Consider the following 13,468-nt stretch of genomic DNA (forward strand, 5'->3'; position numbering starts at 1 on the left):
GAGGCATCGGGGCAATGTGGCCGCTGGCGGCACGATTACCCTCAGGAAAGCCGACGCAGGCGTTGCCCCACGGCGTTCGGCCTGTATGGTAGCGGTACCGCAAAACGCCGTCGGCGAGAATGTGGATTGGGGAGGAATAAGAATGCGGACGAAATCGCTCAAGATGCTCGGCCTGCTGCTGGCGGCCACTGTTTTGCCCACCGGGCTTCACGCGCAACAGGCGGCACAGCCCGGCCAGCGCACGATCGCGCTGGATGCACACGGCGCGAGCAAGACACGCGATCGGATGGCGCAGATGTCGGTCGGGGCGGACTTTCCCGGCACGCTCGAGCGGGCCGATAGCCTTGCGCAATTGCGCATCGCCGCGCGCGAGCTCGGATTTCGCTACATTCGCTTTCATAACATCTTTGCCGATCAGCTCGGCGTCTATCGCGAGGTAAACGGCAAGCCGCAATACGATTGGACCCGGACCGACGCGCTGTACGACAAGCTGCTCGCCATGAAGATCAAGCCGTTCGTCGAGCTCGGCTTCACCCCGGATGCTATGAAGACGTCCGATCAGACGATCTTCTACTGGAAGGGCAACACTTCGCATCCGCAGCCGGAGAAATGGACCGCTTTGGTCGATGCCTTTGTCCGCCATGTGATCAAGCGTTATGGTGCGGCGGAAGTGCGCAGCTGGTATTTCGAATTCTGGAACGAGCCCAATCTCGCCGGCTTTTGGGAAGGTGCCGACCAGAAGGCCTATTTCGAATATTACGGTCGCACCGTGCGCACCATCAAGGCGATCGACCCTGCGCTGCGCGTCGGCGGCCCCGCCTCGGCCGGTGCGGCTTGGGTGCCCGAATTGCTCGCTTATGCCGCAGCCAACAAGCTGCCGGTCGATTTCATCGCCACGCACACTTACGGCGTCGAGGGCGGCTTCCTCGATGAGAAGGGCGAGGGCGACAACAAGCTCTCGCGCAATCCGGACGCAGTGGTTCAGGACGTCCGCGCCGTGCGCGCGCAGATCGATGCGGCGCGGCCCGGGCTGCCGCTGTTCTTCACCGAATGGAGCACGAGCTACAGCCCGCGCGATCCGATCCACGACGATTATTTCAGCGCCGCCTATATCCTCTCCAAGCTGCGCGGCAGTGAGGGGCTGGCGCAGGGGATGAGCTATTGGACCTATAGCGATCTGTTCGAGGAGCCTGGCCCGCAGACCAAACCGTTCGAGGGCGGCTTCGGGCTGATGACGCCGCAGGGCATCCGCAAGGCCTCGTGGTTCGCGTTCAAATATTTGAACGAACTTGGCGACCGTGAACTGCCGACGGGCGACGCGCAGAGCATCGCCGCGCTCAAGGGCCAGACCGTACAAGTGCTGGCGTGGCGCGACGTGCTCCCCGATCAGCCCGTCAGCAACCGGCCTTTCTTCACCAAGGTCCGCGCGCCCGCCGCCGCGGCCCCCTTGGCGCTACGCGTTGGTGGCTTGAAGCCTGGCCGGTATCGCGCCGCCATCCGCCGGACCGGCTTCCGGCAAAACGACGCCTATACCGTTTATCTCGAAATGGGGCGTCCGGCGCAGTTGAGCGCAGCGCAGGTTCAGCAGCTTCAGGCGCTGACCAGCGACGCGCCGGTCATCAGCACTGTGTCTGTCACCGCCGGCGGCATTGCCACGCTGGACCTCCCGATGCGCGATCATGATGTCGTGATGGTCGAGCTGACGCCGTCCTAACGCCCCCTGCAAGCGCGTTTGCGGGTCCGGCACGGCATGTCGGGCCCGCTGGCGCGCAAGCGCCGGTCATCGCGGCCCGCGTCAGCCGGAACCGCAATGTCGGCGACCTCAGCTCCAGCTGAGCAATTTTGCGATGGCGTCTGCCGGAACGGCCCGCCCGAACAGATAGCCCTGCCCGTACGTGCAGCCCAGCGCGGCAAGATACTCGGCCTGTGCTTCACGTTCGACGCCCTCGGCAACGATTTCCAGCTGCAGTCGATGCGCCAGCCCAATGATCGCTTCGACGATCGCGGCATCGTGGGGCTGCTCGCACACCCTTGCCACGAAACTTCGGTCGATCTTGATAACGTCGACGGGAAACATTTTGAGGTGCGTGAGCGAGGCATAGCCAGTGCCGAAATCATCGAGCGCAATCGTCACGCCCTGATCGTGGAAAACCGCCAGCGTCGCCGCCACCTTGTCGGTGTCGCGCCCCAGCAGCACTGTCTCGGTGATCTCGAGCTCGATCCGCGCCGGCGGCACGCCGTGTCTTTTGAGCGGCTCCAGCACGCGCTCCACCAGCCGGTCATGACGAAAGTCTGCCGGCGACAGATTGATCGCCACCCGTCCCGGATCGAAACCTTGGTCCAGCCAGCACCGCAGATCGCGCGCAACGCTGTCGATCATGCGGTCGCTCAACGCCGCGGCCAGCCGCAGATCGTCGAAAGCGGCCGCGATCGTGTCCGGCCCCTGCACGCCGAGCGCCTCGTGTCGCCACCGCAGCAACGCCTCAAACCCGACGACACGGCCATCTGACAGCGCGATCTTGGGCTGGTAATATGGCATCACTAGATCATCGCGCACCGCGATGCGCGCCACGTTCAGCATCGAGGCGCGTCGTTGCATCCCGGCGCGCATAACGGGTTCGAAGACCGATACTTCTCCGCGCCGTCCCGCCTTGCCCGCATATAACGCGATGTCGGCGGATTTGAGCAGTTCGGCGGCTGTCGCGCCATGCGCCGGGTATAGCGAAAGGCCCGCCGTAGCCTGCGTCTCGCAGGCATACCCGTCATATTCGACTAATTCCCCGAGCACCTCCAGCCCTGCACTCACGCGCTGCGCCAGGTCCTCGTGCAGCCCACCCTCGAGCAGCACGGCAAATTCATCTCCGCCGAGCCGGCCGGTGACGGCGCACGGCGCAAAGGCGCGGTCGAGCCTGCGGGCAAAGGTCTCCAGCAGCACATCGCCCGCATCGTGCCCGATCGTGTCGTTGATCTCCTTCAACCGATCGACATCGAGCAGCACCAGCGCGAGTTGGCGGCCGGGCGTTGCCCGGGCAATCGCCTGTTCTAGCTGATCGGTGAAAAATGCCCGGTTGGCGACGCCCGTCAACGCGTCATGCGTGGCCGTCCAGCGGATGTGATCCTGTGCGTTCCGCTCTTCGGTCACGTCGCGGATAGTCACGAGCACGCGGGTCAATCGCCCGGACGACGCATGCATGCGCCAACCCGCAGTGCGCATCCAGCGTTCCGCCCCGTCGCTGGCGCGACGGATCCGTAAGGTGACTTCAAAGCGCGTGCTGCTGTCCCCGGCTTGGGCCGCCTCGACCAACGCGGTCAGCAGATGTCGGTCGGCTGGAACGACCAGCTCCAGCGCCAGCGCCACATCCGGCCTGGCGTCTGCCGAGAGGCCAAGCATCGTCTTGAAATCATCGGACCACTCGCGCTCATTGCTGACCGCGTCATAGTCCCAGATGCCCAGCTCCGCCGCCTGCGCGGCGAGCCGGAACCGCGCTTCACTCTCGCGCAGGTCATCCTTGGCCAGCCGACGATCATGCACATCTTCCAACGTTCCGTACCAGCGGACCACACGGCCTTCAGCGTCGGTTCTGGCCGCCGCCCGCGCACGGAACCAGCGGAACGATCCCGCGCCGGTCCTCAGCCGATACTCAATATCGATCGGCAGTCCGCTCGCCACCGAGATCGCCCATTGTGCGCGCACTTGTGCAACATCGTCTGGGTGCAGCGCGGATACCCAATATTCCCCCAGCGCGTGCTCGCGCGGAATGCCCGTCACTTCGCACCATCGGGCGCTCACCTCCAGCACCGCGCCGGCCGGCGAAGCGGTCCAGGTGATCTGCGGGTTCAGCTCGACTGTATGGCGAAGATGTTCCTCGCTTTCGCGCAGCTCCTGTTCGGCCGTCCGGCGCGCGCTGATGTCCGATGCGATGACGATGGTGGATTGGGGCTGGCCAGCCGCGTCGACCACAAAGGACACGTGGACCGAACACCACACCACCGAACCATCCGGCCGAATATAGCGTTTCTCGATCTCGAAAGGTTGGGCGGTCGCCAGATGATCGCCATAGATGCGGATTGAGCTTTCTCTGTCCGCAGGATACGTGAACTGTTCGAACGGCAAATACTCAAGCGTCTCGGCGCTTCGCCCGACTAGCGCGCAATATGCCTCGTTGACCACCAGCACATGGCCATCCAGCGCCCGATGCAGGATGCCGACCCGCGCACGCGCCAATACGGTTTCGAGTTCGTCGCGCGCCATCGGCAGGTCGCGACGACGCGACACGGCGGCGATCCTCTCGCGCTCCCCCTCTGCCGGAGAGTCGCGCCCGGTCGACCGCTTGGCAAACGCGTCTTTGGTCAGCAAATGGCGCATAGCTTTGGCCCCTGTACACGCGCTGCACCATAGCGCGTCGTAAGCCTTCCACTGCGCGGATTAAGCGCCGATTAAAGACCCAAAACGGCGCATTTAATGCCAGTCCCGCCGCCGGGCGGCCGGTAATCAAAGCGAAATAGCGACGGCGTATGGGGGGCGAGAGCACATTCGGCTGAGCACCAAAGAAGTGACCGCAGACGGCAATTTCGCCCAATGCGCTTGAATACGCGGTAAAGCGAGCGTGGCACGCTGGTCAGCTCGAGGCGCTATTGGCTAGAACGGCATGGGATGAATGGGGTCGATGTTTGCGTAAATTTGCAGTGAACCGGGCGGCGCTTGCTGGCCTCGGCATGAGTCTTCTGCTCGCGGCCTGCGTGCCGAGCAATGCGCCGCCACGGCCCAGCGCGCCGCCGCCCCGGCCGCTGCCCGCTGCCCCGCCCTTGTCCGTCAGCGCCCAGCCACCCGTTCGCCCGCTGGCCCGGCGCGATCAGCCGCCGGCGGATTTGCTCAACGCCGTCCAGGCGCTGGGCGTCAGTTTCGCCGGACAGGTGGGAATCTCCATCCGCGACGTGGATGATGGCTGGGCGGTTGGCTACAACGCCGATTTGCCGATGCCGCAGCAAAGCGTGAGCAAGCTGTGGGTGGCGATCGCAGTGATGGACGCGATCGATCGCGGAACGCTGTCATTATCCGATTCGGTCACCGTGCGTCGATCCGATCTGACCGTATTCCATCAGCCGATCCGCCCCCTGGTCGGCGCCGAGGGATACCGCACCACGGTCGCCGCCCTGCTCGAAGGCGCGATGACGCGCAGCGACAATACCTGCAACGACGTGTTGTTGTGGAAGGTCGGTGGCCCGGCCACCATCCGCCGCGTGCTGGCGCAAAAGGGCGTGGCTGGTGTTGGCTTCGGCCCGGGCGAGCGCGTGCTCCAGGCCAAAACCGCGGGGCTCGAGTGGCGCCCCGAATGGGCCGGCGGCGCCGGCTTCCTGCAGGCGCGCGCCAACATGAGCTTCGAGGCGCGGGACAAGGCGCTGCAGCGCTATCTCGCCGCGCCTTATGATGGCGCCTCGGCCAACGGCATCACGCTCGGCCTGGCCCTGCTGCAAAAGGGCGCGCTGCTCAGCAATGCCTCGACCGTGCACCTGTTGACGCTGATGCGCGCCAGCAAGACCGGGCCGTTGCGCCTCAAATCGGGTCTTCGCCCGGGCTGGACCTTCGCGCACAAGACCGGCACCGGTCAGGAACTTGGCAGTCTGGCGACCGGCTATAACGATGTCGGGCTGCTGCGCTCGCCCAGCGGCCACAATTACGCTGTCGCGGTGATGATCTCCAGCACGCGCCGCCCGATCCCCGCGCGGATGCAGTTGATGGGCGACGTGACCCGCGCGCTCATCCAGGCGGTCGACTAACCCCCGCCTCGCCCCGCGCATGGCCCCATTATGGGCCATGCGCGGGCGACATCATTGGTTGATGCCGTTCACCCAATCGTGGTTCTGGATGATCATCGACTCCACCGCTCGGCCCGCGGCGTCGAGCGACGGCTTGAAGCGGAAGCGCTCCTCGATGAGCCGACAGGTCAGCAGATCCAGCTGCCGACTGCCGCTGGAGCGCGCAATCTCGCAATCGGTCGCGCGGCCATCTACGGTCACCACGTACCGCACCGATACGCGCCCGCCGATCCCTTCATCGGCAAGATTGTGCGGCCAATCCGAATCCTTCAGCCGCCCGTTGATCTGGCGCGGCGGAGTTTCGCGCCCGCCATCGCCGTCACCATCGCCGGCGCGCCCACTCCCGGTGCCATTGCCGACCCCGCCGCTGCCCGTACCCGGGCCGGGCATGTCGGCATTGCCGGAGGTCGCCTGATGGCCCACGCCCGGCTGCTCCGCCGCCACGATCAAAGGCGGCACCGGCGGCGGCACGATCGGCGGTGGCGCCACCAGCTCGGTGGCCCTGGAGCGCAGATTGGGCGGTGAGGCGGCGCCTTCGGCTTTCTTGCTTACCACACGGTGCGGCACGATCCTTTCGGGCGGCGGCGGTGCTGGCGGCGGCAGCACGGTGAAGGTCTGCAGCGTTTCGGTCACCGCCTGCGGGAAGCCGACCGCCAGCCCGGCGATCAGCGCATAACCAATCACCCCTTGCAGCACGATCGCAATGATCGCGCCCCGAATGCGATCTGCCCGCGATGATTGAACGAACGCCATGTGTACCTTCCGGCCGCTCAACGCGGTGACGCGCGTTTAGGCTGCAGAGGATGAACGCAAGCCTATCCGTAGGCGTGAACAGGCGGCGCCACTCCCAACAAAGAAGGGCGCGGAGACCATCGCCTCCACGCCCTCTTTCCAGCCGTACAGCCCGTCCGATTACTCGGCGACGGTGCCCTTGGCCGGACGCATGTCGCGGCGCTCGGCGATACGCGCCGACTTGCCGGTGCGGCCACGCAGATAATACAGTTTGGCACGACGCACGGCGCCCTTGCGGACCACGTCGATGCTGTCGATGTTCGGCGAATACAGCGGGAACACACGCTCCACGCCTTCACCGAACGAAATCTTGCGCACGGTGAAGTTGCTGCCCATGCCCTTGTTCGAGCGCGCGATGCACACGCCCTCATAGTTCTGCACGCGGGTGCGCTCGCCTTCGACCACCTTCACGCCGACCTTCAGCGTATCGCCCGGGCGGAATTCGGGAATTTTCTTGTTCTCGAGAAACTTGGCAATGTTCTCGGCTTCGATCGTCTGGATGAGATTCATCTCATTCGTCCTTCTTTTGTCGCGCGCCAGAGGGCGACTGGACCCGAGCACCGATATGGCGCTCCCAAAGATCCGGCCGCCTTAGCCGTGTGTCGGTCTCGGCCATCTGCTTGCGCCAGGCCGCGATCCTCGCATGATCCCCCGATCGCAACACTTCAGGGATCGTGCGCCCTTCCCATTCTACTGGTCGGGTGTACTGCGGATATTCGAGCAAGCCTCCTTCGAAGCTCTCGTCCACGCCGCTATAAGCCGCGCCCATTACGCCGGGCAGCAGCCGAATGCAAGCATCGAGCAGCACCAGCGCGCCCATCTCGCCCCCCGACAGGATGTAATCGCCGATCGACACTTCCTCGACGGCACGCCCGTCGAAGATGCGCTCGTCGAACCCCTCGAAGCGACCACACAGGATCGTCACCCCCGGCCCGTCCGCCAACGCCCGCACGCGGGCCTGCGTCAGCGGTGCCCCCCTGGGCGTCATCGCCAGGATCGGGCGCCCGACCGGCACGCTGTCGATCGCCGCCGCCAGCACGTCGGCGCGCAACACCATCCCGGCCCCGCCCCCGGCCGGTGTGCTATCCACCGTGCTGTGCTTGTCGGTGGCGAACTCGCGGATGTTGCGGGCGTCGAGGCTCCACGTCCCCTCGCCCAGCGCCCGCCCGGCCAGCGAGATGCCGAGCGGCCCGGGGAACATCTCGGGATAGAGCGTCAGGACGGTAGCGGCGAAGGTCATAACGTCCAGTTCTCCAGGCGCAGGCCGGGGACGTCGGCAAAGTCAGCCTCATTGTTTGTTATGACGGCAGCACCGAGACTGAGCGCATGCGCCGCGAGCAGCCGATCGAACCGCGCGCGCTTGAACGGCAGCCGCGCATAGTCGCGCGCCGCGCGCTCGTCGAATGGCAGGATCGGGATCACGCGAACGAAGGCATCGAGCACGTCGGGCGTCGGGGGTTTACCCACGAACGTGCCGACCGCGATCTCCGCAAAACTGACCGCGGAGATCGCCACGTCGCCCGGGTGGCACGCCGCCAGCCTGTCGTTCAGCGGCGAGCGCAATGCCGCCATCGCATAGATCGCCATGTCAGCATCGATGAGAAATTTCGTCACGCGTCGCTAGCTGCCTGCCGCTTGGCAATCGTGCTAGGCCGCTCGTCGAAATCGCCATGCGGCACCAGCTTGGCCCCGGGTGCTTTCCCCGCAAAGCCGCTAATGTCGATCGTGCGCCGCGGCGCCGCGATCGCCTCGACCCTGAACGACATGGGCGCTTCCTTGATCATGCGCACCTCGGTGCCTTCGGGAATGCCCATGCCCTTGGGCAGCCGCAAGGCAACCGAGTTGCCCGACTTGAACGTCGTCCCGTGATAAGCGTCGTCGTCCATCTCAGCCTCCGTATACACATGATGTATATACGCCTTCTCCTCCCGTCAAGGAACAACCCCGCGCGCCACGCGTAGCGCGACCATGGACGATTGCATCATTATCGGCGCCGGCCCTGCCGGGCTCACCGCCGCCATCTATCTCGCGCGCTTTCACCTTTCGATCCGGCTGTTCGATTGCGGCAGCAGTCGCGCGGCGCTGATCCCGTGCACGCACAATCATGCCGGCTACCCTGAGGGTGTCGAAGGCACCGAACTGCTCCGCTTGATGTTGGAGCAGGCCGAGAAATACGGCGCGACGCGCGAGCATGCCGAAGTCACCGCGATCGTGCCGGTCGAGGGCGGGTTCGAGGTTCATGTCGGGACGCGCATCGCCAAAGCGCGCACCGTGCTGCTCGCCACCGGCGTGGTCAACAACCGCCCCGAGATGGACCCCGCCGAGCATGACACCGCGCTGCAGCGCGGCCTGCTGCGCTACTGCCCGATCTGCGACGGCTATGAAGTCACCGACAAGCGCGTCGGGGTGATCGGCACCGGCGATCACGGCATGCGCGAAGCGATCTTCCTGCGCGGCTTCACCGCCGACGTAACGCTGATCGCCCCTGGCGCGGCGCACGATCTGGACGACGCCTGCCGCGCCAAGCTGGCCGAGGCCGGGATCACGCATGTCGATGGCCCAAGCGCGCCGATCCACATCGCCGGCGACAAGCTGGCCGTATCGACGCCCTCGGGTACGCTGGAGTTCGACAGCGTCTATCCGGCGCTGGGCTCGGTGATCCGCTCGAAGCTGGCGGTTGCGGCAGGCGCTAGCGCCTCGGATGATGGCTGTCTTGAAGTCGACGCGCATCAGCGCACCACCATCCCCGGCCTGTTCGCGGCGGGCGACGTGGTCAAAGGCCTCGACCAGATCAGCCATGCGATGGGCGAAGCCGGCGTCGCCGCGACGACGATCCGCAATTTGCTCGCGGAGCAACGCCCGATCCGGCGGTAATTCACCAGCGACAGCAATTCTTACTATTCTCACTCCGGACTTGGTCCTGGGTCCACCGGGCCGCGCATGCTGTGGTCACGCCGCTATGCTGTCGCCAGCCGCCTGGTGCACCCCGGACCAGGTCCGGGGTGACGATACATTGATGGCGCGCGTCTCCGGACCAGTGTCTTCCCCGCGATGAGCGGACAGGCTGGAAGCGCCCAATCGCGGACATTGCGCTAGGCTAAGGCTGGAGGCATGATTGCAGGATGCTGACTACCCTCGACCTCGATCCTGAATGGGGAGCAATCGACCTGATTGAAGAGGTTGAGACATTATTCAGCTTCACGATTACCAAAGATGAAGCCGAACGGTGCGCCACCATTGGCGATCTATACGCCGTCCTCTGCGCCCATACGCCCGGTTGGGATACGCAAGGCGGCAAATGCGGCTCTTCCATGACCTTCTATCGGATCAGGCGGTCGCTCGACCCTGATAGATCGCAAGGGGTCAGCCCCGGAACGACTTTGACAGTTTATGGCAGGCCGCTCGATCTGTTTAAGAGAATCGGGCGCGACACCGGCCTCCGCCTTCCATCGGCTCGGCTGACGCCGGTCGGGATGGTCGGCGGATTCCTTCTAACTGGTGGTCTGCTTGCGGCGGTCGTGACACTACTTATTGGTCAGTGGTTATTTAGCTGCGTCGCATTCGGAATTGCGATGTTTGGCATTCTCCCGATGTGGGCGGATCGCGGCAGATTGCCAGCCGGTGTTGAGACAGTTGGCGATCTTGTTCGACGCACCGCTCCGCTGAACGCACGCCAGCTTCAGGCTGACGGTGGACGACCATCCGATCGCTGGGCAATCCTCGTCTCTCTCGCATCGGAGCATGGTTCGTTGATGCCGGATGAGATTGCCCCAGAGACTTTCCTTCACCGGAAAAGCATGGAGCTGGCGGCCGCTGCTTGAACGGCAGCTATCACCAACTTCAGACATGGCGTATGCAATGCCGCAGAAAACGAAAGGTACGACGTAGCTTCTGGCGCGGCGCACGTCGATTATGAGAGAGAACTGTTAAAGCGCGGCGGAGGGGGTTCCGCGGCGCGCAGAAGCCTGAAATATAGTTGTAACGGACACTGCTAAGCTTTCTGAATCCCCTCGTGGAGAGACCGCGACAATTTTAGTGTGAGCAAGCCTCGCGTTCCGCTATAAGGCGACCCGTCCACGATAATCCCTCCGACTGCCCACGAGTATTGCAAATTTTTATTCTCTTGTAATGCATCTAGGGCAGGCTTTACCCGTTCAAAATAAGTTTGAGGGAATGCGTCTATTGGAACGACAGTATCTGCGGGCACCTTTTTTAGGATAGAGAAAAGATGTTCGTCGAGACCGCGCTTGATAAGAACGACATAATTTCCGACCGAAAGGTCGGTGACGTAGCGCTCCGAAAATGCTGCAGCCCGATCGGTGAGAGCCCTTTGGTCAATCGTAGGCGCCCTCGATCCTAACTTTTTAGCGACCATCTCAAAGACCTGCTGGAGGCCCGGCCCGTCAGTCGCCTCGACGCCTTGAAGCAAGCTGATCGGTATCGGTAGATCAACTGGCCGAAGGCCGGAATGACAAACTGGTACCACCTCTATAGCGCGCCCCCAACCAGCACCGCACTCGAAGTTGATCCACGGCCGATTTACACTGTTTGGACTGCAAAAAAGCAAGATAGCTTGGCAATCACGCAAAGCTTTTGTGATATTATCAAGCCAATTTGTACCTATAGGCATACTTTTAGGATAAGATGACTGAAAAACGTCTACCAACCCCAAGAAAGATTCCTCGATTGCCGCGCGAAAAGCGCCCGCAAGATCGGCTTCTTCGTTGATATGACTAAGAAAAATAGTAGGTTTGGCCATCATGTACCCCCGCTTAGCGTTTTTCATTTTAAGCCTGCCGCAAGAGCCGAGGCTACGGCAGAGCGCCACCAGCCTGCTATTGCGGCGGACCGCATTGCAGCAAGTTCGATATTGATATTCCCACCAGCCTGGAGGGCAGATAACGCCCGATTCTGTTGAAAAACTCGGGCTGCGAGATTTTCGGACAGATCAGCGCAGCAGTCGAATACCATCGACGTGAGAATTGAATCAATCGTTCGCCGCAAAAGTAATCAAAGTTCGTGAATTTCGCGGCGCTCGAAACAGCGGCCTTTTTCAACAAAATCGCCCACTAGCAGACATTGCGCGGGCAGAAGATTTAGGCACAATCTTTCAATGAGCATTTCGCCGCCAGCTTTCCGGCCCTTTGTACCACCAACTTCTCCTAATCGATTCGTTGAACGGGTAATGGCGGCTTTCAGCATCATTTTGTTCGGCGCATTTATAGCCCTGTGGTTCTACGTTGCTTTTCCCCTGGACCTACCGCAGGCGCTACCGGCCTTTCTGCCGATGTTGATCATGCCGCTTGGTCTTGCGTGGGCATGGCAAGATGCAAAGAAAAAGCGCCTTGCTGCCGAGGCAGAGGTTGAGCGCTATCGGGCCGGTTTGCAGCAAGCGTTCGCCGAACAATAGACGACCGTTTTCCTCCACCTTTCGCCGTTCAGAACGTGCTGGGGCGATCAAAATGCCCGAAAGCCGACCGGCAGCTAACGGGGCGAAAATCAATCTGGCCGCTCACGCCAATATCCGACGTTAGCGAACTTCCGGCCAGCCGAAAAAGCAGACCGTCAGGCTGGCGATGTCACACGATCCACGCCGGATCGACCAGCATCCGTTCGCCATTCCAGTCCGGCACGGCGTCGGCCGTCATCGGCACCATGAAGCGCTTGCTGTCGGGCCGCTCGACCTCGATCACGTCGCCAGCGCCGAAATCGTCGATCGCGACGACCACGCCAAGCGGCTCGCCCTCGGTCGAGATCACGGGCAGGCCGAGCAGGTCGGTGTGATAATATTCCCCCTCCCCCAGCGGCGGTAGCGCCGAGCGGGGGACGGTCAGTTCGGTGCCGCGCATCGCCTCGGCCGCATTGCGGTCGGTCACTTCGGCGATGCGCGCGATCGTGCCGTTGCTGCCGTGCCGCGTCGATTTGAGCGTCAGCGTGCCGTTGTTGAAAATCGTGTAGGCACCGAGATCCTCGCTGAACACTTTCAGCCGGACCTCGCCCGTCACGCCATGCGCGCCGATCACCACGGCCAGCGTGACCGGCGCTTCAGCGCGTTCAACCGGCTGGCGAGCCGTCGTCTTCGGCGGGGACATTGTCGGATCCTTCAGCGGGATCGGTGGCGGAGACACCTTGATTGGTCGCGTCGCCATCATCTTTGGCATCGGTATCGGTGGTTTCTGGATCGACGATGGGCATCACGCACTCCTGCACTGTTGAAGGTCCTGGAACGCGTGATGCCCATGTTCGTGCCGTTTAGGCCTGGGTCGTCGTCGGCTCGGCTTCAGCAGCGGCAGCAACGGCTTCGCCTTCGGGCGAAGGCGTCTCGGTCGCTGCTTCGACTTCCGATGCCATCACGGCCTCGGTCTCGGCCTGCGCTTCTGGCTCCGGTGCCGGTTGAGCAGCAGCCTCGGCAGCGGCAGCGGCAGCCGCCTCGGCCTTAGTCGCCCGCTCGTCGGCGCGCTCGACGGCCTTCTCGCCGGGCTTGCCCTTGTTCGGGTTGTTGCGGGCTTCGCGCTCGCGCACGCCAGCCACGTCGAGGAAGCGCGCGACACGATCAGTCGGCTGCGCGCCGACGCTCAGCCAATGCTTGGCGCGATCGCTGTCGAGCACGACACGCTTCTCGTCATCCTTGGCGAGCAGCGGGTTATACGTGCCGATCTTCTCGATGAACTTGCCGTCGCGCGGGGCGCGGGCATCGGCCACGACGATCTTGTAATAAGGACGCTTCTTCGAACCGCCACGGGTAAGGCGAATGCTGACTGCCATTGGTATTTCCTTCTTCTCTATTCGTCACCCCAGCGAACGCTGGGGTCTTTTGGTTGTTAGGGTCCGCCCTTGCCGCTTGAGATCCCAGCTTTCG

Annotated in this window: 15 protein-coding genes; 5 read left to right on the forward strand and 10 right to left on the reverse strand. The window is 63.3% G+C overall.

Annotated features, from left to right (window positions below; all coding sequences use genetic code 11):
- The first annotated feature begins 142 nt into the window (after positions 1–142).
- A complete protein-coding gene (locus tag ABC969_RS01320) occupies positions 143–1,714 on the forward strand; it encodes a GH39 family glycosyl hydrolase (protein ID WP_345862431.1) in 1,572 nt (523 codons plus the stop codon).
- Positions 1,715–1,822: 108 nt separating this feature from the next.
- On the opposite strand, the gene ABC969_RS01325 is transcribed toward ABC969_RS01320, so the two are convergent.
- Positions 1,823–4,366, reverse strand: coding sequence for a sensor domain-containing protein (locus ABC969_RS01325; protein ID WP_345862433.1), 2,544 nt, complete (start codon positions 4,364–4,366; stop codon positions 1,823–1,825).
- A 350-nt stretch (positions 4,367–4,716) separates the two neighbouring features.
- Here ABC969_RS01325 and ABC969_RS01330 point away from each other — a divergent pair, with 350 nt between their 5' ends.
- Positions 4,717–5,778, forward strand: a complete 1,062-nt coding sequence (locus tag ABC969_RS01330; protein ID WP_345862435.1) for a serine hydrolase — start codon at positions 4,717–4,719, stop codon at positions 5,776–5,778.
- A gap of 51 nt (positions 5,779–5,829) precedes the next feature.
- On the opposite strand, the gene ABC969_RS01335 is transcribed toward ABC969_RS01330, so the two are convergent.
- The 5 genes from ABC969_RS01335 to ABC969_RS01355 form a co-directional block, all read right to left on the reverse strand.
- Complete coding sequence (locus tag ABC969_RS01335) at positions 5,830–6,570, reverse strand: energy transducer TonB (RefSeq protein ID WP_345862436.1); 741 nt, start codon at positions 6,568–6,570, stop codon at positions 5,830–5,832.
- A 159-nt stretch (positions 6,571–6,729) separates the two neighbouring features.
- A complete protein-coding gene (rplS, locus tag ABC969_RS01340) occupies positions 6,730–7,119 on the reverse strand; it encodes a 50S ribosomal protein L19 (protein ID WP_345862437.1) in 390 nt (129 codons plus the stop codon).
- 1 nt (position 7,120) lies between these two features.
- Complete coding sequence (trmD, locus tag ABC969_RS01345; protein WP_345862438.1) at positions 7,121–7,849, reverse strand: tRNA (guanosine(37)-N1)-methyltransferase TrmD; 729 nt, start codon at positions 7,847–7,849, stop codon at positions 7,121–7,123.
- Entirely contained in the window at positions 7,846–8,223 is a 378-nt protein-coding gene (locus ABC969_RS01350) for a type II toxin-antitoxin system VapC family toxin (protein WP_345862439.1), read from the reverse strand. Before ABC969_RS01350 ends, trmD begins: the two co-directional genes overlap by 4 nt.
- Positions 8,220–8,495 carry an AbrB/MazE/SpoVT family DNA-binding domain-containing protein gene (locus ABC969_RS01355; RefSeq protein ID WP_345862441.1) on the reverse strand — a complete coding sequence of 92 codons (276 nt, stop codon included), beginning with the start codon at positions 8,493–8,495 and terminating at the stop codon, positions 8,220–8,222. The genes ABC969_RS01350 and ABC969_RS01355 overlap by 4 nt, the downstream gene beginning before the upstream one ends.
- A gap of 82 nt (positions 8,496–8,577) precedes the next feature.
- Between ABC969_RS01355 and ABC969_RS01360 the strand changes: the two genes are divergently transcribed.
- Both ABC969_RS01360 and ABC969_RS01365 read left to right on the forward strand, forming a co-directional pair.
- A complete protein-coding gene (locus ABC969_RS01360; protein WP_345862443.1) occupies positions 8,578–9,483 on the forward strand; it encodes an NAD(P)/FAD-dependent oxidoreductase in 906 nt (301 codons plus the stop codon).
- A 248-nt stretch (positions 9,484–9,731) separates the two neighbouring features.
- On the forward strand, positions 9,732–10,430 hold the full coding sequence (locus ABC969_RS01365) for an acyl carrier protein (protein WP_345862445.1): 699 nt from the start codon (positions 9,732–9,734) through the stop codon (positions 10,428–10,430).
- Positions 10,431–10,600: 170 nt separating this feature from the next.
- Here ABC969_RS01365 and ABC969_RS01370 read toward each other — a convergent pair whose 3' ends face one another.
- Complete coding sequence (locus ABC969_RS01370; RefSeq protein ID WP_345862447.1) at positions 10,601–11,371, reverse strand: toll/interleukin-1 receptor domain-containing protein; 771 nt, start codon at positions 11,369–11,371, stop codon at positions 10,601–10,603.
- Positions 11,372–11,794: 423 nt separating this feature from the next.
- On the opposite strand from ABC969_RS01370, the gene ABC969_RS01375 reads away from it, so the two are divergent.
- Complete coding sequence (locus tag ABC969_RS01375) at positions 11,795–12,019, forward strand: hypothetical protein (protein ID WP_345862449.1); 225 nt, start codon at positions 11,795–11,797, stop codon at positions 12,017–12,019.
- Between the two features lie 169 nt (positions 12,020–12,188).
- Here ABC969_RS01375 and rimM read toward each other — a convergent pair whose 3' ends face one another.
- Genes rimM through rpsP form a run of 3 tightly spaced genes read right to left on the reverse strand, consistent with a single transcriptional unit; the run spans position 12,189 to position 13,374 of the window.
- On the reverse strand, positions 12,189–12,701 hold the full coding sequence (gene rimM / locus ABC969_RS01380) for a ribosome maturation factor RimM (RefSeq protein ID WP_345862450.1): 513 nt from the start codon (positions 12,699–12,701) through the stop codon (positions 12,189–12,191).
- On the reverse strand, positions 12,664–12,804 hold the full coding sequence (locus ABC969_RS01385; RefSeq protein WP_345862451.1) for a hypothetical protein: 141 nt from the start codon (positions 12,802–12,804) through the stop codon (positions 12,664–12,666). Before ABC969_RS01385 ends, rimM begins: the two co-directional genes overlap by 38 nt.
- A 57-nt stretch (positions 12,805–12,861) precedes the next feature.
- Positions 12,862–13,374, reverse strand: a complete 513-nt coding sequence (gene rpsP / locus ABC969_RS01390; protein WP_345862452.1) for a 30S ribosomal protein S16 — start codon at positions 13,372–13,374, stop codon at positions 12,862–12,864.
- Positions 13,375–13,468 lie beyond the last annotated feature (94 nt).

It is taken from the genome of Sphingomonas qilianensis, from assembly GCF_039614825.1.
Classification (GTDB): domain Bacteria; phylum Pseudomonadota; class Alphaproteobacteria; order Sphingomonadales; family Sphingomonadaceae; genus Sphingomonas; species Sphingomonas qilianensis.

Bases quoted from the DNA above. Each gene is read 5' to 3' on its own strand.
- ABC969_RS01320 (WP_345862431.1), top strand. From the start codon at position 143: ATGCGGACGAAATCGCTCAAGATGCTCGGCCTGCTGCTGGCGGCCACT.
- ABC969_RS01325 (WP_345862433.1), bottom strand. From the start codon at position 4,366: ATGCGCCATTTGCTGACCAAAGACGCGTTTGCCAAGCGGTCGACCGGG.
- ABC969_RS01330 (WP_345862435.1), top strand. From the start codon at position 4,717: ATGAGTCTTCTGCTCGCGGCCTGCGTGCCGAGCAATGCGCCGCCACGG.
- ABC969_RS01335 (WP_345862436.1), bottom strand. From the start codon at position 6,570: ATGGCGTTCGTTCAATCATCGCGGGCAGATCGCATTCGGGGCGCGATC.
- rplS (WP_345862437.1), bottom strand. From the start codon at position 7,119: ATGAATCTCATCCAGACGATCGAAGCCGAGAACATTGCCAAGTTTCTC.
- trmD (WP_345862438.1), bottom strand. From the start codon at position 7,849: ATGACCTTCGCCGCTACCGTCCTGACGCTCTATCCCGAGATGTTCCCC.
- ABC969_RS01355 (WP_345862441.1), bottom strand. From the start codon at position 8,495: ATGGACGACGACGCTTATCACGGGACGACGTTCAAGTCGGGCAACTCG.
- ABC969_RS01360 (WP_345862443.1), top strand. From the start codon at position 8,578: ATGGACGATTGCATCATTATCGGCGCCGGCCCTGCCGGGCTCACCGCC.
- ABC969_RS01365 (WP_345862445.1), top strand. From the start codon at position 9,732: ATGCTGACTACCCTCGACCTCGATCCTGAATGGGGAGCAATCGACCTG.
- ABC969_RS01370 (WP_345862447.1), bottom strand. From the start codon at position 11,371: ATGATGGCCAAACCTACTATTTTTCTTAGTCATATCAACGAAGAAGCC.
- ABC969_RS01375 (WP_345862449.1), top strand. From the start codon at position 11,795: ATGGCGGCTTTCAGCATCATTTTGTTCGGCGCATTTATAGCCCTGTGG.
- rimM (WP_345862450.1), bottom strand. From the start codon at position 12,701: ATGTCCCCGCCGAAGACGACGGCTCGCCAGCCGGTTGAACGCGCTGAA.
- ABC969_RS01385 (WP_345862451.1), bottom strand. From the start codon at position 12,804: ATGCCCATCGTCGATCCAGAAACCACCGATACCGATGCCAAAGATGAT.
- rpsP (WP_345862452.1), bottom strand. From the start codon at position 13,374: ATGGCAGTCAGCATTCGCCTTACCCGTGGCGGTTCGAAGAAGCGTCCT.